The 20,192-nt window shown below is 68.1% G+C and carries 22 protein-coding genes and 1 riboswitch; of the genes, 13 read left to right on the top strand and 9 right to left on the bottom strand.

Annotated features, from left to right (window positions below; genetic code table 11):
• Positions 1-16: 16 nt before the first annotated feature.
• Genes ACYR7D_RS20555 through fadD11 form a run of 6 tightly spaced genes read left to right on the top strand, consistent with a single transcriptional unit; the run spans position 17 to position 7,186 of the window.
• A complete protein-coding gene (locus ACYR7D_RS20555; protein WP_459546159.1) occupies positions 17-526 on the top strand; it encodes an SRPBCC family protein in 510 nt (169 codons plus the stop codon).
• Positions 527-558: 32 nt separating this feature from the next.
• Positions 559-2,034, top strand: coding sequence for an aldehyde dehydrogenase family protein (locus tag ACYR7D_RS20550; RefSeq protein WP_459546158.1), 1,476 nt, complete (start codon positions 559-561; stop codon positions 2,032-2,034).
• 1 nt (position 2,035) lies between these two features.
• Complete coding sequence (locus tag ACYR7D_RS20545; RefSeq protein ID WP_459546157.1) at positions 2,036-3,541, top strand: flavin-containing monooxygenase; 1,506 nt, start codon at positions 2,036-2,038, stop codon at positions 3,539-3,541.
• Complete coding sequence (locus ACYR7D_RS20540) at positions 3,538-4,410, top strand: short-chain dehydrogenase/reductase (RefSeq protein ID WP_459546156.1); 873 nt, start codon at positions 3,538-3,540, stop codon at positions 4,408-4,410. The genes ACYR7D_RS20545 and ACYR7D_RS20540 overlap by 4 nt, the downstream gene beginning before the upstream one ends.
• The gene (locus tag ACYR7D_RS20535) at positions 4,407-5,363 is read left to right on the top strand and encodes an alpha/beta hydrolase (RefSeq protein ID WP_459546155.1); all 957 of its coding nucleotides are present in this window, start codon (positions 4,407-4,409) and stop codon (positions 5,361-5,363) included. Before ACYR7D_RS20540 ends, ACYR7D_RS20535 begins: the two co-directional genes overlap by 4 nt.
• Complete coding sequence (gene fadD11 / locus ACYR7D_RS20530) at positions 5,360-7,186, top strand: fatty acid--CoA ligase FadD11 (protein ID WP_459546154.1); 1,827 nt, start codon at positions 5,360-5,362, stop codon at positions 7,184-7,186. Before ACYR7D_RS20535 ends, fadD11 begins: the two co-directional genes overlap by 4 nt.
• Before the next feature lie 28 nt (positions 7,187-7,214).
• Here fadD11 and ACYR7D_RS20525 read toward each other — a convergent pair whose 3' ends face one another.
• The 4 genes from ACYR7D_RS20525 to ACYR7D_RS20510 are packed head-to-tail and all read right to left on the bottom strand — an operon-like array spanning position 7,215 to position 9,249.
• Positions 7,215-7,586 (bottom strand): hypothetical protein, encoded by a 372-nt coding sequence (locus tag ACYR7D_RS20525; protein WP_459546153.1) that lies wholly within the window; start codon positions 7,584-7,586, stop codon positions 7,215-7,217.
• Between the two features lie 28 nt (positions 7,587-7,614).
• The gene (locus ACYR7D_RS20520) at positions 7,615-8,085 is read right to left on the bottom strand and encodes a roadblock/LC7 domain-containing protein (protein ID WP_459546152.1); all 471 of its coding nucleotides are present in this window, start codon (positions 8,083-8,085) and stop codon (positions 7,615-7,617) included.
• Positions 8,082-8,867 (bottom strand): hypothetical protein, encoded by a 786-nt coding sequence (locus tag ACYR7D_RS20515; RefSeq protein ID WP_459546151.1) that lies wholly within the window; start codon positions 8,865-8,867, stop codon positions 8,082-8,084. The genes ACYR7D_RS20520 and ACYR7D_RS20515 overlap by 4 nt, the downstream gene beginning before the upstream one ends.
• A complete protein-coding gene (locus ACYR7D_RS20510; RefSeq protein ID WP_459546150.1) occupies positions 8,857-9,249 on the bottom strand; it encodes a hypothetical protein in 393 nt (130 codons plus the stop codon). The genes ACYR7D_RS20515 and ACYR7D_RS20510 overlap by 11 nt, the downstream gene beginning before the upstream one ends.
• Before the next feature lie 468 nt (positions 9,250-9,717).
• On the opposite strand from ACYR7D_RS20510, the gene ACYR7D_RS20505 reads away from it, so the two are divergent.
• Positions 9,718-10,266, top strand: coding sequence for a P1 family peptidase (locus ACYR7D_RS20505; RefSeq protein WP_459546149.1), 549 nt, complete (start codon positions 9,718-9,720; stop codon positions 10,264-10,266).
• 81 nt (positions 10,267-10,347) lie between these two features.
• Here the strand turns inward: ACYR7D_RS20505 and ACYR7D_RS20500 are convergent, their stop codons facing one another.
• Both ACYR7D_RS20500 and ACYR7D_RS20495 read right to left on the bottom strand, forming a co-directional pair.
• Entirely contained in the window at positions 10,348-10,722 is a 375-nt protein-coding gene (locus tag ACYR7D_RS20500; RefSeq protein WP_459546148.1) for a YdcF family protein, read from the bottom strand.
• The gene (locus ACYR7D_RS20495; protein ID WP_459546147.1) at positions 10,719-11,123 is read right to left on the bottom strand and encodes a MerR family transcriptional regulator; all 405 of its coding nucleotides are present in this window, start codon (positions 11,121-11,123) and stop codon (positions 10,719-10,721) included. The genes ACYR7D_RS20500 and ACYR7D_RS20495 overlap by 4 nt, the downstream gene beginning before the upstream one ends.
• Positions 11,124-11,179: 56 nt before the next feature.
• Between ACYR7D_RS20495 and ACYR7D_RS20490 the strand changes: the two genes are divergently transcribed.
• On the top strand, positions 11,180-12,043 hold the full coding sequence (locus ACYR7D_RS20490) for a polysaccharide deacetylase family protein (RefSeq protein WP_459546146.1): 864 nt from the start codon (positions 11,180-11,182) through the stop codon (positions 12,041-12,043).
• A gap of 165 nt (positions 12,044-12,208) precedes the next feature.
• Here the strand turns inward: ACYR7D_RS20490 and ACYR7D_RS20485 are convergent, their stop codons facing one another.
• Positions 12,209-13,522, bottom strand: coding sequence for an aminotransferase class V-fold PLP-dependent enzyme (locus tag ACYR7D_RS20485; RefSeq protein WP_459546145.1), 1,314 nt, complete (start codon positions 13,520-13,522; stop codon positions 12,209-12,211).
• Between the two features lie 47 nt (positions 13,523-13,569).
• Positions 13,570-13,683, bottom strand: a riboswitch (SAM riboswitch).
• 246 nt (positions 13,684-13,929) lie between these two features.
• On the opposite strand from ACYR7D_RS20485, the gene ACYR7D_RS20480 reads away from it, so the two are divergent.
• Entirely contained in the window at positions 13,930-15,354 is a 1,425-nt protein-coding gene (locus ACYR7D_RS20480) for a WGR domain-containing protein (RefSeq protein ID WP_459546144.1), read from the top strand.
• A gap of 99 nt (positions 15,355-15,453) precedes the next feature.
• Here ACYR7D_RS20480 and ACYR7D_RS20475 read toward each other — a convergent pair whose 3' ends face one another.
• Entirely contained in the window at positions 15,454-15,864 is a 411-nt protein-coding gene (locus tag ACYR7D_RS20475) for a nitroreductase family protein (protein WP_459546143.1), read from the bottom strand.
• A 256-nt stretch (positions 15,865-16,120) separates the two neighbouring features.
• Here ACYR7D_RS20475 and ACYR7D_RS20470 point away from each other — a divergent pair, with 256 nt between their 5' ends.
• Genes ACYR7D_RS20470 through ACYR7D_RS20460 form a run of 3 tightly spaced genes read left to right on the top strand, consistent with a single transcriptional unit; the run spans position 16,121 to position 18,686 of the window.
• Entirely contained in the window at positions 16,121-16,990 is an 870-nt protein-coding gene (locus tag ACYR7D_RS20470; RefSeq protein ID WP_459546142.1) for a MetQ/NlpA family ABC transporter substrate-binding protein, read from the top strand.
• On the top strand, positions 16,987-18,015 hold the full coding sequence (locus ACYR7D_RS20465) for a methionine ABC transporter ATP-binding protein (protein WP_459546141.1): 1,029 nt from the start codon (positions 16,987-16,989) through the stop codon (positions 18,013-18,015). The genes ACYR7D_RS20470 and ACYR7D_RS20465 overlap by 4 nt, the downstream gene beginning before the upstream one ends.
• An 8-nt stretch (positions 18,016-18,023) precedes the next feature.
• A complete protein-coding gene (locus ACYR7D_RS20460; protein WP_459546140.1) occupies positions 18,024-18,686 on the top strand; it encodes a methionine ABC transporter permease in 663 nt (220 codons plus the stop codon).
• A 59-nt stretch (positions 18,687-18,745) separates the two neighbouring features.
• Here ACYR7D_RS20460 and ACYR7D_RS20455 read toward each other — a convergent pair whose 3' ends face one another.
• Entirely contained in the window at positions 18,746-19,396 is a 651-nt protein-coding gene (locus ACYR7D_RS20455; RefSeq protein WP_459550225.1) for a nitroreductase family protein, read from the bottom strand.
• A 279-nt stretch (positions 19,397-19,675) separates the two neighbouring features.
• On the opposite strand from ACYR7D_RS20455, the gene ACYR7D_RS20450 reads away from it, so the two are divergent.
• Positions 19,676-20,170, top strand: coding sequence for a MarR family winged helix-turn-helix transcriptional regulator (locus tag ACYR7D_RS20450; protein WP_459546139.1), 495 nt, complete (start codon positions 19,676-19,678; stop codon positions 20,168-20,170).
• The last annotated feature ends 22 nt before the right edge of the window (positions 20,171-20,192 follow it).

Here is a 20,192-nt window from a genome sequence, read left to right as displayed (position 1 = left end):
AAGGCCCCCAGGCACAATGAGCACACGCTTCCGGCTCACTCCGGCCGACGATACGTTCCTCGGCACCGCCGCCCACCGATACACCCATATCGTCGACATCCCCGCACCCGTCGAGACGGTGTGGGACGCGCTGACCGCCGACGACGCACTGGTGTCCTGGTCACCGGTGATCACCGCCGCGCGCTGGACCTCCCCGCGACCCTTCGGTATCGGGACCACCCGCGATGTGACACTCGGCGGTTTCCTCACCCTCGCCGAGCGTTTCTACCGGTGGGACGAGCGATCACGGATGACGTTCACCGTCGATACCGCCTCGATTCCCGGCCTGCGCCGTTTCGCCGAAGACCTCACCCTGCTCCCCTCGGCTACGGGCACCCGGCTGATCTGGACGTTCGCCCTCGAGGGCAGCCGCCTGCTCCGGCCCCTGCTCCTCGCCGCGAGCCCGGTCAACCGGTTCGTCACCGGAACCATCGCGTCCGGCACCGTCCGCCGCGTCCGCCTCGACACGATCGGCGCACGCCGGTGACGCGCGCAGCCACGCCTCCGCAGCCGGCTCCGGTGTTCGAGCCACCGGCGCTGCTCGAGGTCCGCAACCCGGCCACCGGCGCGGTGGTCGGTACCTATCGCGCCGGCACGGCCGCGGAGGTCGACGCGGCGGTCGAACGCGGCCGGGAAGCGGGAATCCACTGGGCGGCACTCGGTTTCGACCGGCGAACCCGCTGCCTGGACCGCTGGCGCGCAGAAATCGCCCGCGGCCGGGCCGAATTGGCCGCCCTGATGCACGAGGAAATGGGCAAACCGGTCTCCGACGCCAAACTCGAGATCGCCATGGCGCTGGAACATCTCGCCTGGGCGGCGCACAACGCGCGCAAGGTTCTCGGGCCCCGCACGGTCCGGCCCAGCCTGCTCACGCTCGATCAGGAATGCACCCTCGAATACCGCCCGTTCGGGGTGGTCGGGGTGATAGGTCCCTGGAACTATCCGGTCTTCACCCCGCTCGGTTCGCTGTCGTTCGCGCTGGCCGCGGGGAACGCGGTGGTTTTCAAACCGAGCGAGTACACCCCCGGGGTCGGGATATGGCTCGCCGAGGCGTTCGGCCGCGCGGCCGACCTCCCCGATGTACTGCAGGTGGTGACCGGCGGCGCGGAAACCGGCGCCGCGCTGTGCCGTAGCGGAGTCGGCAAGATCGGGTTCACCGGTTCCACCGAAACGGGTAAGCGGGTGATGGCGGCCTGCGCGGAGAACCTCACGCCTGTGCTGATGGAATGCGGCGGCAAGGATGCGCTGATCGTCGATTCGGACGCCGATCTCGCGGCGGCGGCCGACGCGGCGCTGTGGGGTGCGATGTCGAACGCGGGACAGACCTGTCTGGGCGTCGAACGCGTCTACGTGCACACCGATGTCTACGAGCCGTTCCTCGATATCCTGCTCACCTCCGCTCGCGAAGTGCGCGCCGGGCGTGGCGGGGCGAAGATCGGCCCGATCACCATGCCGAAACAGCTCGCGGTGATCCGCCATCACCTCGAGGACGCGCTGGCCCGCGGCGGCCGGGCGCTGCTCGGCGGACCCGACACCGTACGCGGCCAGTTCGTCCAGCCGACCATCCTGGTCGATGTTCCCGAGGACGCCCCCGCGATGACCGAGGAAACGTTCGGCCCCACCCTGACCGTCACCCGGGTCGCCGATATGGACGAAGCCATCGAGCGGGTGAACGCTGTGGCCTACGGGCTGGGCGCGACCGTATTCGCGCGCCGCCACGGCCGCGCCCTCGCCGACCGGATCCGGGCCGGCGGTACCTCCGTCAACGCTTTCGTGGGCCATGCGACCGTCCCCGCCCTACCCCTCGGCGGTGTCGGGGCATCCGGGTTCGGGCGCGTGCACGGGCCCGACGGCCTACGGGAGTTCACCTACGCCAAAGCGACCACCAGGCGACGTTTTCCGTCGCCGCTGGCCCTCACCACATTCGCCCGCGGGGTCGTGGCCGACGCCGTGGTCGACGGACTGGTGGCGGTGCTACATGGAAGGAACGGCTGATATGCCCTCGTACACCGATGATCCGACCCCCGATACAGCCGCGACCGGCACGGCCACCGAACACCACCGCATCGTCGTTCTCGGCGCCGGATTCGGTGGTATCGGTCTGGCCGTCAAATTACGGGAAGCCGGTTTCGACGATCTGGTACTGCTCGAACGCGCCGCCGATCTCGGCGGAACCTGGCAGGCCAATACCTACCCGGGGTGCGCCTGTGACGTCCCGTCGCAGCTGTACAGCTATTCCTTCGCACCCAATCCGGACTGGTCGCGCACCTACGGTAAGCAGCGGGAGATCCTGGAGTACCTCCGGACGGTGGCCGTCGAGCACGATGTGGTGCGCCATATCCGGCTGAACACCGAACTGCTCGACGCCCGCTGGGACGAACCGAACCGGATGTGGCGCATCGAGACCTCGCGCGGCGTCATGACCGCGGACTTCTTCATCTCCGCGGCGGGTATTTTCGCCGAGGCGAAGTATCCCGAACTGCCCGGTCTCGAGAACTTCGAGGGCACCGCCTTCCATTCGCTGCACTGGGATCACGACCACGACCTCGGCGGCGAGCGGGTGGCCGTGATCGGCACCGGTGCCTCCGCGGTGCAGTTCGTTCCCGAAATCCAGCCCCAGGTAGCGGCATTGACGGTATTCCAGCGGTCGGCGCCCTGGATCGTGCCCCGGATGGATCGCCCGACGCTGGGCCTCGAACGTGCCCTGCTGCGCCGGGTTCCGCTGGCGCAGAAAGCGGTCCGCGGCACCTGGTACACGCTGATCGAAGGCTTCGGGCTGGTCGGTTTCGTCGACAACCGTTTCCGTCACCCCTATGAATTCCTCGGCCGGCTCCAGTTGCGCCGCCAGATCCGGGACCCGCGACTGCGCCGGACGGCCACCCCCGACTATGTGATCGGCTGCAAACGCGCGATTTTCTCCGACGCCTATCTCCCGGCTCTCGACCGAGACAACGTCGAAGTGGTCACCGATGGTATCGCCGAGGTACGAGCCCGTTCCATTCTCACCCGCGCGGGCGTGGAGATACCGGTCGACACCATCATCTACGGCACCGGTTTCACCCCCATCCCGTCCGCGTTCGAACGGATCATCGGCCGCGACGAGATATCGATCGCCGACCTCTACCACCAGCAGCCCCGGACCTATCTGGGAGCGGCCATCGCGGGCTTCCCGAACTTCTTCTGCACCCTGGGCCCGTTCGGTGCCGCCGGGAACCAATCCGCGATCTACATGATCGAATCGCAGATCAACTACATCGTCGATGCCCTGAGCACGCTGCGCGCCCGCGGGGCCCGCCGGGTGGAGGTACGGCAGGCGAAACAGGACGCCTTCGTCGAGGAGATGGCCCGGCGCAGCGCCGATACCGTCTGGCTCACCGGCGGCTGCCAGAGCTACTACACCACGCCCGGCGGAGGCAACGCGGGCCTCTATCCGAACTGGAGCTTCGAATACCGGTGGCGCACCCGGCAGTTCGATGCCGAATCCTACGAGGTGACCCGATGAAACCGTCACTGTTCGATCCACTGGGCCGGCACGCCCCCACCTACGATGTGCGGGACAAGGTGGCGCTGGTCACCGGGGGCGGCCAGGGCATCGGCCGCGAGCTCGTCACCATCCTGCACCGGCGCGGTGCCGTGGTGGTCGTCGTCGATATCGACGAGACCGCTGCCGAGCGCACGGCACGCGATCTGGGTGCACACGCGTACGGGATCGGCGCGGATGTGGCCGACCGGGCCCGGATGGAAGAGGTGATCGCCGAGGTCGTCGCGCGATTCGACCGGCTGGATATCGTCGTCGCCAACGCGGGGGTCACGCCGGTGCCCGCGACGATCCGCACCATGGAACCGGCGGATTTCGACCGTGTCCTGCGTATCAATCTCACCGGGGTGTTCAATACCGTGCATCCGGCGCTCGATCACATCGTGGACAGCCACGGGCATGTGGTCGTGGTGTCCTCGTGTGCGGCGTTCGCCCCCGGGATGGGCGGTTCGCCGTACATGGTGAGCAAGGCGGCCGTGGAACAGCTGGGTCGTGCGCTGCGCGTGGAACTGGCCGCCTCCGGCGCCACCGCGGGTATCGCCTATTTCGGGCTCGTGGAGACCACCATGACCCACGAAATGCTCGATGCCGACGATCTGGGCCGCCGGATCAACGATCTGCTGCCATGGCCGCTCAATATCCGGATCACTGCCCGGCACGCCGCGCGCACCATCGCCGATGGGATCGGGCGCCGAGCCGCGCGCACCATCGCCCCGAGTGGGTGGCAGCCCTATTCCCTTCTGCGTGGCGCGATCAACACGGTGCTCGACAGCCGGCTCGCCGCCGATGCGACGGTGCAGGAACTGGTCCGGGCGATAGAGCGGCGGCGGTGACCGCGCCGCGGACACGGGGGTCGCTACAGGCCCGGACCGTCCGGCAACTGTCCGCGCTGACCGCCCGGCGCCTGGCGGCACTCACCCCGGTGAACCCGTACACCCTGCCCGCCGCCCGCGCCCTGATCGACGGGGCGTTGCGCGCGGCCGCTCCCCCACCGCGCGGCACCACCGTCGAATCGATACGCCGAGGTCCGGTGGCCGGGGAGTGGGTGCGCGGCCCACGGGCCACCCGCGACGATGCCGTGATCCTCTACGTCCACGGCGGCGGATTCGTCGCCGGGTCCGCCTACGGCTACCGGGGCGTGGCAGCCCGGCTGTCCACCGCGACCCGGCTGCCGGTCTGCACCCTCGACTACCGTCTCGCGCCCGAGCATCCGTATCCCGCGGGGCCTCGGGATGTCGCCGCCGCGTTTCGCTGGCTGTGCGCGCAGGGTCACCGGCCGGACCGGATCGTCGTGGCCGGCGATTCGGCCGGCGGCTTCCTCACCGCCGACTTCGCTCTCACCGCCGCACGCGAGGCACTCCCCGGGCCGGGTGCGGTGGTGCTGTTCTCGCCGATCGCGGACCTGAGTCTCGGTGTGGCCGCCGGCTACGAAGGCGCCCGCGCGGAGGGCCTGCTGTCGGCGCGGTTGTCCCGGCGCGCCGTCGCGCATTTCACTCCCGATGTCTTCGAGCTGCGCCCTACAGCCGGAATACCGCTCCCGCCGGCGCTGATCCATGCCAGCGATTCGGAATTCTTCGGTGGTGACGCGGTCGCGCTGGCCGAACGATGGGGCGCCACCGGCGCCCGCTGCGAACTCCAGGTCTGGCCGGACCAGATGCACGCCTTCCAGGTCCTGCCCGCCCTCGTTCCCGAATCGCGCTCCGCCTACCGGGCCGCGGCCCGGTTCATCTCCTCGATTCTCGACTCGACCGTCACAGCGGTCCCATCCGGAAAGGCCGTGCCGTGAGCACCGCTCGTTTCGATACGCTACCCGCCGCCTTCCAGTACACCGCCGGTATCGATCCGGACGCGGTCGCCCTGCGCACTCCCGGAGACACCCGCACCCTCACCTGGGGCGACTACGCGGCGCAGGTGCGCGATTTCGCCGCCGGGCTCGCCGGCCTCGGGGTCCGGCGCGGTGACACGGTCGCGCTGATGATGGGCAACCGTATCGACTTCTACCCGCTCGAGGTGGCCGCGCAGCATCTCGGGGCGACCTCGTTCTCGGTGTACAACACCCTGCCGGCCGATCAGCTCGCCTACGTCCTGGCCGATGCGGCCGCCCGGGTGGTGATCTGCGAGCCGCAGTACGTACCCCGCCTGCGCGCGGGCGGTACCCGGCTCGACCACATCATCTGTGTGGACGAGGCCCCGGAGGGCACGCTCGCGGTGCCCGAGGTGATCGCCGCCGCCCGCGAGGATTTCGATTTCGAGGCGGCGTGGCGGGCCGTCGCCGCCGACGATGTGGCCACCCTGATCTACACCTCCGGCACCACGGGTAACCCCAAAGGGGTGGAGACCACCCATGCCAACCTGCTGTTCCAGGTGTACGGGATCGCCGATGTGCTGGGTATCGAATTCGGCGACACCATCACCTCGTTCATGCCCACGGCGCATATCGCGGACCGGCTCACCGCCCTCTACGTGCAGGAGGTGCTCGGCACCCAGGTGACCTGTGTCCCCGACCCCAAGGAGATCGCACCGGCCCTCGCCGATCTGCATCCGACGATCTGGGGTGCGGTCCCCCGCGTGTGGGAGAAATTGCGGGCTGCCGTGGAATTCAAGGCGGCGGCCGAACCGGACCCCGATCGGCGGGCGGCCCTGCGGTGGGCGCTGTCGGTGGCCACCACCCGCGGCGAGTACGAGATCGCCGGCACTCCGCTGCCCGAGGACTTCGCCGCCGAATGGCGGCGCGCCGACGAACTGGTGCTGCGGAATCTCCGCTCGGCTCTGGGATTCGACCGGCTGCGCTGGGCCCTGTCCGGTGCCGCGCCCATTCCGCCCGCGACCCTGGGGTTCTTCGCCGGTCTGGGCATACCGATCACCGAGATCTGGGGTATGTCGGAGCTGTCGTGTATTTGCAGCGTCAGTCACCCCCGGGATGTGAAGCTGGGTACGGTCGGCACACTGCTACCGGGTATGGAACACCGGATCGCCGGCGACGGCGAATTCCTCGTCCGGGGACCGCTGGTGATGAAGGGCTACCGTGGGCAACCGGAGAAAACCCGGGAAGCGGTGGACGCCGAGGGCTGGCTGCACACCGGCGATATCGTGACCGTGGACGAGGACGGTTATCTCACGGTGGTCGACCGCAAGAAAGAAATCATCATCAATGCCTCCGGCAAGAACATGTCGCCGACGCATATCGAGAACACCGTCAAAGCCGCGACGCCACTCATCGGCGCCATGTCGGTGATCGGGGACGGCCGGCCCTACAACACCGCGCTGATCGTTCTCGACGCCGAGACGAGCGGACCCTGTGCCCAGCAGCACGGGTTGACGGACGCCTCGGCCGCCGCACTGGCCGCCGAACCCTCGGTCGTGGCGGCGATCGCGGCGGGCGTGGCCGCCGGCAACACCCGGCTCTCCCGGGTGGAGCAGATCAAACGCTTCATCGTCCTGCCCGTTTTCTGGGAGGCCGGCGGGGACGAGGTCACGCTCACCATGAAACTCAAGCGCAAGGTCATCGCCGAGAAGTACGCGGATCGGATCGAATCCCTCTATGCCGACACGCCGCCCGCGGAAGTCCGCGAGCCCGCCACCGGGGGCCATCCGGCCCCGGTGAACTGATCCGGCCGCGAACTCGCCGCGGCCGGGTTCAGACCTCGAGCTCTTCTTCGATACCGCGCAGCCGGTGCCGGGCCAGCGCGAGGTTGGCCCGGCCGCGGTCGAGGGCGAGATAGAGGAACAGGCCCTGGGATCGCCGCCCCGTCATCGGCCGGATGAGGTGGTACTGGCCGCTGAGGGTGATGAGAACATCTTCGATCTCCTCCTGCAGACCCAGCTGTTCGATGGTCCGCAGTTTCGCCCGCACCACCTCGGTATTGCCGGCCGCGGCGATACCGAGATCGAGCGTTTTGGAGCTACCGAGCGTTCCCAGCGCCATTCCGCTGTTGTAGTCGACCACGGCCGCGCCGAGGGCGCCGTCGATCGACATCATGTTCTCGAGCGCCAAATCCATATCGGACACTGGTCATTCCTTTCGGAGATCGGTTTTCTCAGGGTTTCCCATGCGGTTTCGCGGGATCTTTTGCCGTCCCGGCCGCGTGTTCGGCGATTCTGCGGGCCACCGGGCGCGATTCGAGATGTAGACGGCCGATGTTCACCTCGGGGCCGGCGAGCACGGTCAGCGAAGCCCAGCCGGCCGCGTAGATCACCACGTGGCCTTCGGTACCGTCCACCACGACCTCCTGGAAACCGCCGCCGTGCGCGGTCCCGGCCAGCCGGTGCGACAGTGAGAGCTGGGCCGCGGCCAGGGCGGCCATACCCGTGGGTTCTATGTGCTCGGGTAGGTTGTGGGCAACCAGCAGTCCGTCGCTGGAGGCGACGAGCGCTCCGGTCAATCGGGGCACGCGCTCACGCAGCACCTCGAGTTCCGCCAGTACCACCGCGTTCGGGGCGGGTCCGGACATCGGCACCTTGGTCAGCCTTCCCATCAGTTCACCGAACAGATTCCTACGCGCCGTCACGCGAGATCCTCCAGAGCCGCCCGGAGGCGGACGAGCAGTTCCTGGTCCACCGGCTCCCATTCGTCCGGTGGTGACTCCGCAGGCGTCTGCCTGGTGCGCCGCCGCAGTGGCGCGGCGTTCTCGGCTGTCGCCGGAAGGTGATCGCCGGAGCGCGCCGCGCCGAGCGGCGGCTCGATCAGACCGGCTTGGGTCAGGTCCCGGACCGCCTCCAGACAGCCGTACGCGGTCCGGCCCAGGTCACGGGCGATCCCGGTGACGCTGCGCCGGTTATCCGCCGCGGCCAGGACCTCGGCCTGGCTGCCGGTGAGTACCACCCGCCGGCGCCGGACCCGGCGTATCGGCACGACGGCGGCCCGGTCCACCAGTTCGGCGGGCCACGGCCCCGATTCGGGGTGCCCGCGCCGCGCGCATTCACGCACCAGCGCCCGCGGCCGGACCCGGCAGACCGCGGACAGCCAATGCGGTGGCGCGGGCCGGAACTCCGGAACCACCGATGTGGCCAGCAAGAAGTAGGCCGCGTCGAAAACCGAGAGCAGGGCCAGGGTTTCCAGGAGCGGGCTCCCGAGCATCGGGCCCGGGTCGCCCGCGTCGGCCCGCTGCCAGTCCTCGGCGCTTACCACCCCTGCTTCTATCACCAATCGGTCGAGGCCGGTGGTGCGGCGGCAGGTGGCCGAAACGATGGCGCCTTCGGCGAGATGGAATACACCGTCTCCCGCGTGCAGGACACCGGTGCTCCCCGCATCCTCCAGCCGCCGCAGTTCGTCCGCGAGCTCACCGCCCATGACCGTCCTCGGCCAGTTCGGCGAGGATCCCGCGCAGCTGGAAACGCGCCATCGCCAGATTGCCGCTGTCCTCGTCGAACAGCACGTGCACGAAGAGGCGGCCTTCGAAATCTCCGTCCACGAGGTTCAACAGATGGTATCCGCGAGTTCCGCAGACGATGATCTCGCTGATGTCGTCGCCGTCGTCACCGGTCGCCAACGCCGGACAGCCGAGTACCGCCCGCACCACATCGGTGGTGGTCGCGGCGTCCTCGTGCTGATCGACCACTTCGTGCCGGCCCGCCCCGGCGACCGCCAGTCCACTCGCCCCGTCGACCAAGGTCACGCTGCGTGCTCCGGGGATGCCCATGATTCGTTCCAGACATCCATCGATACCGATCACTGCGCCTCTACCTTGTTCATGAGTGTTTCAGATTTCAGAGAGACTACACATACATCGCGATCGATGCCGGGCGTGCGCATGAATGCGTACGCCTACTCGGCGGTATCCCCATACCCGTCATCGGCACGGTGCGACGATCCGTTCCACGGCAGCCGGTTCCGGCACCGAGCGCATCCACGCACCACGGCTCCTCTCGAAGCCACGCCGTGCATCCGCCCGCACTCGTCGGATCCCTCGACGTCGTGGATCGGACGGCCCGGCGCCCGGCCCCGGAAACCCGGCGAAACGTCCGATTTTCCCGGCGAACTGCCCCAGAATTCTTGCCGCCCAACGGCGAATAATTCCACGACGGCACGCAGCCTTGCCATCCGCGTGTTCGCGTACCACTCTGCCGGAAGGCGCAATCCGTCTCACATACTGCCGACGGCTGTTCCGGACAGCGGACAGCATCACGTATCGGAGGTTGGAATGACGATCGGGGTACCCGGAGTCCGGATCGGACACTGGACCGATACCACAGGCGAAACCGGATGCACCGTGGTGATCCGGCCGACGGGCACGACAGCCTCCTACGAGGTACGCGGCGGCGCGCCCGCCAGCCGGGATCTCGACGCGCTGGCGCCGGACAAGACCGTGTCCTCGCTCGACGCGATACTGCTGACCGGAGGTTCGGCATTCGGCCTCGCGGCGGCCGACGGGGTGATGCGTCATCTCGAGGAAACCGGGCGCGGGGTGCTCACTCCCGGGGGCCGGGTACCCATCGTCGCGACGCTGGCCCTGTTCGACCCGGGCACCGGCGACCCGAACGCGCGTCCCCACCGCCGAGAACGGATACGTGGCGGCCCGTACCGCCACGGAGGACGCGGCGACCAGTGGCCGTATCGGTGCCGGCACGGGTGCCCATACCGCGCATTGGCGGGGCCCGGAATTCCGCCGGCCCGGCGGAATCGCCTATGCCGAAAGGCAATCGGGGCCTCTGGTGGTGGGGGCGCTGTGTGCGGTGAACGCGTTCGGTGATATCGACGACGGTACCGTCGATATCTCGCTGGATGCCGTGGCCGCGCTCGATGGCCCGTTCGCATTCGGCGAAGCCCGGACTCACACCACCATCGGCGCGACGTTCTCCCATGTGGAGCGCGAGAGGGTTTCGAGTTCGACCGGTCCGAGGTAACCGCGGTGGCGCGCGTACTCGGCCATCAGTTCGGCCTCGGTCGCCGCTCCCGTGACGGCTCCGCCGGAAAAGATCATCGTGCTCTCTTCTCCCGCCCGGGCGCGCGACCGTAACCCGGCACGGACCCGCCATCTGTTCAGAGCGTTCGCTTTCGGCGCGGAATTACGGAAACCGAGCACGACGATCACCTCACGCGATCCGCGTGGATCACCGATCATGCTGTGTGACGCCCGCCAATTCACGAACTCGCCCCAGAACAGCAGCCCGGCCACGCCGGCGAGCAGAATCCCGCGGACTTTCACGCTGTTCCCGCCCCGGTCGACACCGCGGGCGAACGATCATTTCCGTAATCGCGGACCGCGGCCAGGTATTCGGTGACGGCGTCGCGATTGCGTTCCAGACAGCGGATTCGCTCGTTCATCCGGTCGCGTTCCTCCTCGAGCAGAGCGAGCATCTCGGGGGTGGCGTCCGGGAAATAGATGGTGCGCGGTTTGTCGAGACAGGGCAGGATCTGCTTGATGATCCGGGTCGGCAGGCCGGCGTCGAGTAGTCCGCGGATCTGCAGTACGCGGTCCACGAACCGCTCGTCGTAGGCTCGATACCCGTTCGCACACCGCTGCGCGGCGATGAGCCCCTGTTCCTCGTAGTAGCGCAGCAACCGCCGCGAGGTGCCGGTGCGCCGCGACAGTTCCCCGATTCTCATATCACCTCACCACTCAGTTGACCTTCACATCAGTGTGAATCTTCGACCATAGCCGTATGGACAACGACCTGTTCGACTACAGCGCTATCGTCGACCGCGAACCGATCCGCTGGCCCGGCGGTGCGCGCGTCGCTTTCTACCTCGGACTCAATATCGAGCACTACCAGGTGGACCGGCCCTCCACCAGTATCTTCGCGGGGACCGCGGGCCTGGTGCCGGATCCGCTGAACTACGGTTGGCGCGACTACGGACCCCGGGTCGGGTTCTGGCGGGTGCTCGAGGTCCTGGACCGGCACGGTATCCGCGCCAGCGCGCTGCTGAACTCCGAGGCGGCCGAGCATTATCCCCGGATCGTCGAAGCCGGCCGGGAGCGGAACTGGGCCTGGCTGGCGCACGGAAAGAACAACTCCGTGCTCCAGCCGGAGCTCGCCGAGGACGAGCGCGAGTACCTGGCCGAGATGCTCACCACCATCGAGCGGGCCACCGGAACCCGGCCGCGCGGCTGGATGGGGCCCGCGCTCACGGAAAGTTTCGCTACCCCCACGCTGCTGCGGGAACTCGGTATCGACTACGTGCTGGACTGGACCAACGACGATCAGCCCTACCCGCTGCGGGTTCCGGGCCTGCTCAGCATGCCGTACTCGGTGGAGCTCAACGACAACACCCTTTTCCTCGGTACGGGGCTGAGCGGCCCCGATTTCGTCCGCATGGTCCGCGATCAGCTCGACCAACTGTGGCAGGATGCCGAGGCCGGCGGCCGGGTGATGGCCCTGGCCCTGCACCCGTTCGTGATCGGACAGGCATTCCGGACCAGGTACCTGGACGAGGCCCTGAACCATATCGTGGATCATCCCGGGGTCTGGCTCACCACCAGCGACGAGATCGCCGCGCACTACGCCGCTGCCCGGACCGGCCGGTAGCGCGGAAGTACGTCCCGCCGAACGGGTGATCGTCCACTCCGGACACCCCGTCCGCCACCGCGGCACCGGGTGCTCGGTGCCGCGGCCGGCGAGCGCTGTTCGGCCCGCCGGACGCGCGCCGTCGCGCCTGGCCCGGTGCGACGGCGCCGGAGGGTGCCCCGATTCTCATATCCCGCACGCCGCGGCACCGGGCCCCGACCGACTGTCCAGCCCTGGCCGGGTCTCCGGGAGCGGGTCCCAGCGTCCGCCGTCGCAGACGTACTCCCAGCGTGGCCCGTCGGTGACCAGCGAGCCCACCGCGTCGAGCAGCCGGTCGACGTCCTCGTCGGTGGTCCCCAGGCCGATACTCGCCCGCAGTGCGGCGTCGACACCCAGACGGGCCAGGAGCGGATGCGCGCAGAACCGGCCGTCGCGCACACCGATCCCGTGTTCGGCCGACAGATAGGCCGCCACCCGGCCCGCCTCGAATCCGGCCACGGTGAACGCGACGATCCCCACGCTGTCGGCACTGTCGGCCCACACCCGGAGGCAGTGGACTCCCGGAATACGCTCCAGACCGGAGCGCAGACGCTGGGTGAGGTGGCGTTCTCGCGCCTGGGCGCCCTCGTGGATGCCGGCGAGAACGTCGCAGGCGGCGGCCAGCGCCACCGCGCCCAGCACGTTGGGCGATCCCCCTTCGTGCCGCTGCGGCGCGAGCGCCCACGTCGCCTCCGCCGCGGTCACCTCCGTGACCGCTCCACCACCGGCCAGATAGGGAGCCGCGGTATCGAGCCAGTCCCGGCGGCCGACCAGCACCCCCGCCCCGAACGGTGCGTACAGTTTGTGCCCGGAACACACCAGGTAATCGATACCGCTGTCCCGCAGGTCGATCCGCCGGTGCGGTGCCAGCTGCGCGGCGTCCACCAGGATGCGCGCACCGCACTGGTGGGCCAGCAGCACCAGCCGCTCCAACGGCAGTACCTCACCGGTCACATTGGACGCCCCGGTCACCGCGAGGAGCGCGGCGGGTTTCGCACACAATTCCGCGGCCAGGCGGTGGAGTGTTTCGGCCACGGTATCCGCGGCACACACCACCCGCCGCCCCCGCCGGGTCCAGGGCAGCAGGTTCGCATGATGTTCGATATCGAGCACCACCGTATCGCCGGGAACGCATCCGGCCAGCAGATTCAACGCATCGGTGGTGTTCCGGGTGAACACCACCACCTGGTCGTCCGCCCGATGCAGGAAGCGACCCACCGTGTCCCGCGCGGCCTCATAGCAGTGTGTGGACACCCGTGAGGCGTACCCGGCGCCACGATGGACGCTGGCGTAGTACGGCAACAGTTCGGCAACCCGCTCCCCGACCTGCGCCAGCGCGGGTGCGCTGGCCGCGTAGTCGAAATTGGCGTAGGTACGGCTTCCCCCCTGCACCAGGGGAACTCGCAGATCACATCCGGTGACGCGGGCGAGTGTTGCGGTGTGATGGAGCGCAGCGGTCATGGCGCAATCCCTTCGATTCAGGGACTCCGGAGCATTCGAGGAAACGGAGTCCGCGCTTGCCACGCTCGGTCGAGCAGCGGCCAGGTCGTCACCCGGGGCACCCCACCGCGGAGGAGGGTTGCCGGCCAGCAAGCCGGGGCTCGATGCTGGCACTCATGACCTGGTGCGAGGTTGTCAGATGCCGGCGATCCTGTCAACTCGGACCACCGGCCGCGGCTCCGCGCTCGGCGAACGGCCCATTTCGCCTCCGCCGCGACAAGTCCGGATCATCTGATCGGCGGGCGGGTCCGCGGCGACATCGTCTCCGGTACCGCGGCCACTACCCGGCGTTCCGCCGCGGCGCCGGATGTCGGTCCCCCCTGTTACTTTCGCGGCGTTCTACAACGACGACCACCGAGGCTCTGCGAATGACCATCAGCGATACCACCTATCTCGAACTGTCCGAGGAAGGCGGTTCGGCACACAAGTTCTACGAAGTAGTGGTAGCCGATACCCAGGTCACCATCCGCTACGGGCGTATCGGAGACCAGGGTCAGACCAAGGTGAGTTCCTTCGCCACCGGCGCGAAGGCGCAATCGGCCGCGGCGAAGAAGATCGGCGAGAAGCTGCGCAAGGGTTACGCACCCGCTGTGCCGGGGGCGCGGTCACGCCGGCCGGTCTCCCGGCGCACGATCACCAGCCGGAGCTCGACGGCACGCTCGGCCCCGCTGTTGTGGACCTTCGACTCGGGCGCGGCGGCGTTCGGTATCTTCGTCGACGAGCGCCGCTGCTGGGTGGGCAACGAGCAGGGTGATGTGTTCACATTGACCCCGGACGGAGCCGTCACGGGACGTTTCCGCCTGCCGGACGCGGTGAAATGCATTGTCGCCGACGATTTCTGGATCTATGCCGGATGCGACGACGGCCGGGTCTACGACCTGTCCGGCAAGGTACCGCACGCGGCCTACGATATCGCCGCCGATGTGGATATCTACTGGCTCGATATCCACGACGGAATCCTGGGTGTGTCGGACCGGGAGGGCGGTCTCACCGTGATCGATCACGAGGAGGAATCCCTGTGGGCCCGGCGGAGCGCCGGGGACTCGGGCTGGATGGTCCGTATCGATGCCGACGGCGTATACCACGGGCACTCCGGTGGGGTCACCAAGTACGGGTTGGTCGAGGGTGAACACCGATGGCACCGGAATACCGGCGGCGCGGTGCTCTTCGGCTGGCAGGAGGCCGCCGCCGTCTACGCGGGCACCGCGCGTAACCAGGTACGCCTGATCGATAAGAACGGTGCTTCGGACCGTTCCTTCCAATGCGATGCCGCGGTGTACTCGTGTGCCACGTCCCCGGACGGTCGCTATGTCTTCGCCGGGGACAACTACTCCTCCGTCTACTGCTTCGACGCGGCGGGAAACCGGCGCTGGAAACTGGGCACGGGCTGCGGCTCGGCGTACTCGATGCAATACCACGACGAAAGGCTGTACCTGGTCACCACCACCGGCACGCTGGCCTGCCTCGATGTCCGAGAGGAAGTCGTCCGTAGCGCGGAACAGGGTGTGCTGCCACCGACGCGGTCGGTGAAGGCGCCGGAAATGGCGGCGGTGGTGCCGCGCAGCAGCGTGGAGGTGGCCACCGATCCGGGCAGCGGCATCGTCGTCGAATGCGTCGATCAGGGTGGCAGGATGCGGGTGCATATCGTCTCACCGGGCTACCGGCACGACTGGAACGTGCAATTCCCCCGCGATATCCGGCAGCCGGGTGCCCGCTATGTGGTCGATCAGGTGGTCGAGGCGGCGCGCGGCGGCTTCTACCGGGTTCGTGGAGATATCCGCCGCCTCGGCTGACCGCCGGGCGGACCGGATCGGAGATCCGGCGCCGGACCCTTGGGCTTCCGGGCCGTACGCCACCGGGCCCTCATCCTTCCCGGCGGTGTACGGCGCCCCTCAGCGCAGCGGAAACCCTTGGGCGGAAAGGGATTCCCGTAGCCGATCCCGGCCCTTCAGCGCGGCGGCCGATCCCAGCCGGGCGAGATCGGCGGTCCACACCAGCAGTAACGGGGCCTGCCGTATGTGTTCCTGGTCCCCGGCCAGTTCCGCCAGCCGGGCCCGGCGCTCCGCATCCCGTACCGCGATCACACTCCACACCTGCAGATCGGACGAGGTGGGCGCGGACTGCGCCGCCGAAACGAGCAGACTCAGTACACCGTCCGATATCGGGTCCGGCAGGTACCGGCGTACGGACCGATGCTCGTGCAGCACCCGCAGCACCGCGTTCCATTCGGCGGGGGCGCCCGACGCGGGGTCTCGGTAGCGCTGGGCCACCACCTGATCCGGAGAGGGGGCGAGCTGTGTCATGCTCCCATAGTCGCGGCGGCACCCGCCACGGTCAGTAATTGCCCGCAGCTCGAGCCGAACCCCGCGGCCGCGCAGCGGTCAGCGCCGCTCCGGGCGGGCGCGGAATGTGTCCTGCAGTTCGGCCAGAGTGGCACGGAGTTCGGCGGGTCGGACCGGGCCAGATTTTCGTTCAGCACGATCCGAACCGTTGTCGCCGCGCGGACGGCGCCGCTTGGATGATCGAGTCCATACGGCCACGAGCATCCGGGAGTACGAGTTGAAATTCCGTAGGGTACTGGCGGTACCAGCGCTGATAGCCGCTGCGGTCCTCACTCTCACGGCGTGCGGCGGTAGCGGCGGACCCGAGGGTACGGTACGGATCGGTACCACCGAGAGCGGTCCGGAGTGGGATGTCTTCGAACGGAAGGCTCGGGAGGCGGGTATCACTCTGCAGATCACGAACTACTCCGATTACTCGCAGCCCAATATCGCGCTCTCCCAAGGGCAGGTCGATATCAACCTGTTCCAGCACCTGCAGTTCCTCGGCGAGTACAATGTCGCGAACAACGCGGATCTGACACCGATCGGCGCCACACAGATCGTTCCGCTCGGTCTGTACTCGAGGAAGCACAAGTCGGTGGCCGATATCCCGTCCGGTGGTGAGATCGCGATCCCCAACGACCCCTCCAACCAGGCACGGGCGCTGTTCGTACTGGAGGCGGCCGGTCTGGTGAAGCTGTCCTCGGACACTTTCGCGCCCTCCCCGGCGGATATCGATCGGGCGGCCTCCACAGTGAAGGTCACTCCCGTGGACTCCGCGCAGACCGCGCTCTCCCTCGCCTCGGTGGACGGTTCGGTCATCAACAACACCTACCTCGAAAGGTCCGGTGTCGATCCCACCTCCGCCCTGTACAAGGACGATCCGACCATTCCGGGCGCCGAACCGTATATCAACGCGTTCGTCACCCGCGTCGAGGACAAGGACGATCCGACCTACCAGCGACTCGTCGAGATCTGGCACGACCCCGAGGTGCAGCAGGCGGTCGCCGACTCTTCCCAGGGCACCTCGGTGGAGGTGCGGCGCAACGGTGCCGAGCTCGCGCCGATCCTACAGCGCGTGCAGCAGACCATTCGCGGCGACCAGTGAGCACGGCCGCGACCGGACCGGACAGCACCGTCCCCGCTGTCCGGTTCCGTTCGGTGAGCAAGGTCTTCCGCAACGGAAAACGAGCGGAGACCGCGCTGTCGGATATCGATCTGCGGATCGAGCGGGGCGAGATCTTCGGTGTGATCGGCTACAGCGGCGCGGGTAAGAGCACACTCGTGCGGCTGATCAACGCACTCGAGAAACCGACCAGCGGCACCATCGAAATCGCCGGCTCTCCCATCACGGGTGTACCGGAATCCCGGGTACGTGAACTGCGCCGCGATATCGGTATGGTCTTCCAGCAGTTCAACCTCTTCCGCTCCCGTACCGCGGCGGGGAATATCGAATACCCGCTGAAAGTGGCCGGGTGGCCACGGGCGAAACGCAAGGAACGACTCGCCGAACTGCTGGAGTTCGTGGGCCTGTCCGACAAGGCACGCAGCTATCCGGACCAACTCTCCGGTGGGCAGAAACAGCGGGTCGGGATCGCCCGCGCACTGGCCACCTCGCCGTCCCTGCTACTGGCCGACGAGGCCACCTCGGCACTCGATCCGGAAACCACCGGTGAAGTGCTGCGCCTGCTCCGCAAGGTCAATACCGAACTCGGTGTGACGATCGTGGTCATCACCCACGAGATGGACGTCATCCGAGCGGTGGCCGACCGGGTGGCGGTGCTGGCCGAGGGCCGGATAGTGGAGTTGGCGAGCACGTTCGACGTCTTCGCCGCGCCACGATCGGCGCCTACGCGCTCGTTCGTCGACAGCGTTCTGCGCCATCGCCCCGCCGCCGGGGAACTGCGCCGGTTGGCCGAACTGCACCGCGGCCGCCTCGTCACCGTGGAGGTCGACAACGCCCGCGGTATCGGCCCCGCGCTGGCCACCGCCGCGCACGCGGGAGTGCGTTTCGAGGTGGTGTACGGCGGCGTGAGCACCTTGCAGGACAAGACCTTCGGAAGTATCACCCTGGCACTCGACGGACCGGATGACGCCGTCGCGAAGGTGATCGGCCGATTCGAACAAGGGTAGGACCCCGCATGCAGACCGACTGGGACAAATTGCGGCCGATTCTCACCGAGGCGATCGGCACCACCATCTATCTGGTCCTGCTCACCTTCGTGGTGGGCGGGATCATCGGGCTGTTCCTCGGCACCGCGCTCTACACCACCCGCAAGGGCGGGCTGCTGGCCAACGGTCCGATCAACTGGCTGCTGAACGTACTGGTGAATATCGTGCGGCCCATCCCGTTCATCATTCTGCTGGCCGCGCTCGGCCCCGTCACGCTCGAGGTGGTGGGCACGACCATCGGCACCGAGGCGGCGGCGTTCGTCATGATCGTGGCCGCGTCCTTCGGGATCGCCCGGATCGTGGAACAGAATCTGGTCACCGTGGACCCGGGGGTGATCGAGGCGGCGCGCGCCATGGGCGCCGGACCGCTGCGCATCATCGTCACGCTGCTCGTCCCCGAGGCGCTGGGACCGCTGATCCTCGGGTACACGTTCGTGATCATCGCCATCGTCGATATGTCCGCCATGGCGGGAACGGTGGGTGGTGGCGGCCTCGGTGATTTCGCCCTGGTGTACGGCTATCAGCGTTTCGACTGGGAGGTCACCCTGGTGGCCACCCTCCTCATCATCGCCGGGGTGCAGGGTGTGCAGTTCCTGGGCAACTGGACGGCCCGCAAAGTGCTGCGCCGCTGATTCGCGCCCTGCTCGGACGCCGGGGCGGACCGGGAGGTCCGCCCCGGCGCCTTCCCCGGTCACCACGTGTCGATGTGCACTATCCGATCCAGCTCCACGCGGGGCGCCGGTTTGAAATCCGTACCCACCGTGTAGGCAACGGGCAGCAGCGCGCCCTGCGAAATCGTGTCATAGGGAATTCCCAGGATCTCGGCCGCTTCGCGCTCGTAGCGGAGGTGCAGGGTGGTCCATGCCGTTCCGAGAGCGCGTGAGCGCGCCGCCAGACAGAAACTCCATACGGCCGGGAACAGCGACGACCAGTAACCGGCACTCTGCGCGCTCGGCACATTGTCCACGCGCCCCGCGAGACACGGAACCACGAGCGTGGGCACCTTCCCCATGTTGTCCGCGAGGTACCGCGCCGAACGGGCGATGCGCTGCCGGGCGGCCTCGGCTTTCTCGTCACCGCCGGTCCGGTTCCCGGGGTACTGGCTCGAGGCCGCGTAGTGCTCGAAGGAGCGCCGGTACAGCTCCCCCAGGGCCTGCCGCTTCTCCGCGTCGGTGACGACGACCCAGTGCCACCCCTGCCGATTCGAACCGCTCGGCGCCTGCACGGCCAGTTCGATACATTCGCGCACGATTTCCAGCGGCACCTCGCGCTCGAGATCGAGACGCCGACGCACCGCGCGCGTAGTGGTCAACAGCTCATCGGTGGACAGGTCCAGTTCTATCGGCACGTTTTGCCCTTTCGGTCGGATCCGTGCGTGGGTACCGGGCCAGTATGCCGAGACAGCGGATCGGCCGCGCACGCTGCCGGCGACCGTGTGCGCGGAGAGAATCCTTCACCGGAGCGGGGTCGCGGACTCCGAGGCACGAACCGTATCAGTGGCAATTGCCCGGTTTGCCCAGTTCAGCCCTGGGACGAGGCTCACAATGCCGATAGTTGATTAGCGCAAGCAATCGACTTATTGTTGATTAGCGCAAGAAACTAAACCCCATTGGGAGCCGCTGTGCCCGTCTCGTCCGTCACCACGCAGAACCTCCTCGGTGAACTGTTCCTGATCAGCCGCGCCCTCCGTAACACGCTGGCCCACTCCGACGCGGGCCGACTGCTACCGGGCGGACTCGGTGTCCTCGCCACCCTGGAGACGATGGGACCGTGCCGGCAGGTCGACCTCGCCGCCGACCTGCGTATCACCCCCTCGGCACTGAGCAGGCACATCACCGAGTTGGTCGCCGACGGATACCTCAGCCGCCGAGCCGATCCCAGCGACGGCCGAGCCGCGCTGGTCCAGCTCACCGCCACCGGGCAGGATCTGCTCCACCGGGTCCGGGCGTTCCACACCCGGCATCTGCAGGAGACCCTGGCCGACTGGACCGAAGGCGACGCCGAACAGGCGTATCGCACCGTACGCCGGCTCCGGAACTCCCTCAACTCTCCTCGGCCTCGCTGCGCCCCAGCGGACGAGAACCCGCAGCTTTCGAAAGTGAGAAACGATGCCTGACACCGAGCCGTCGGCCTCTCGC

Source organism: Nocardia sp. X0981, assembly GCF_977089955.1.
The sequence above is the reverse complement of the archived record's forward strand: the minus strand, read 5'-3'. Positions and strand labels throughout refer to the sequence as shown.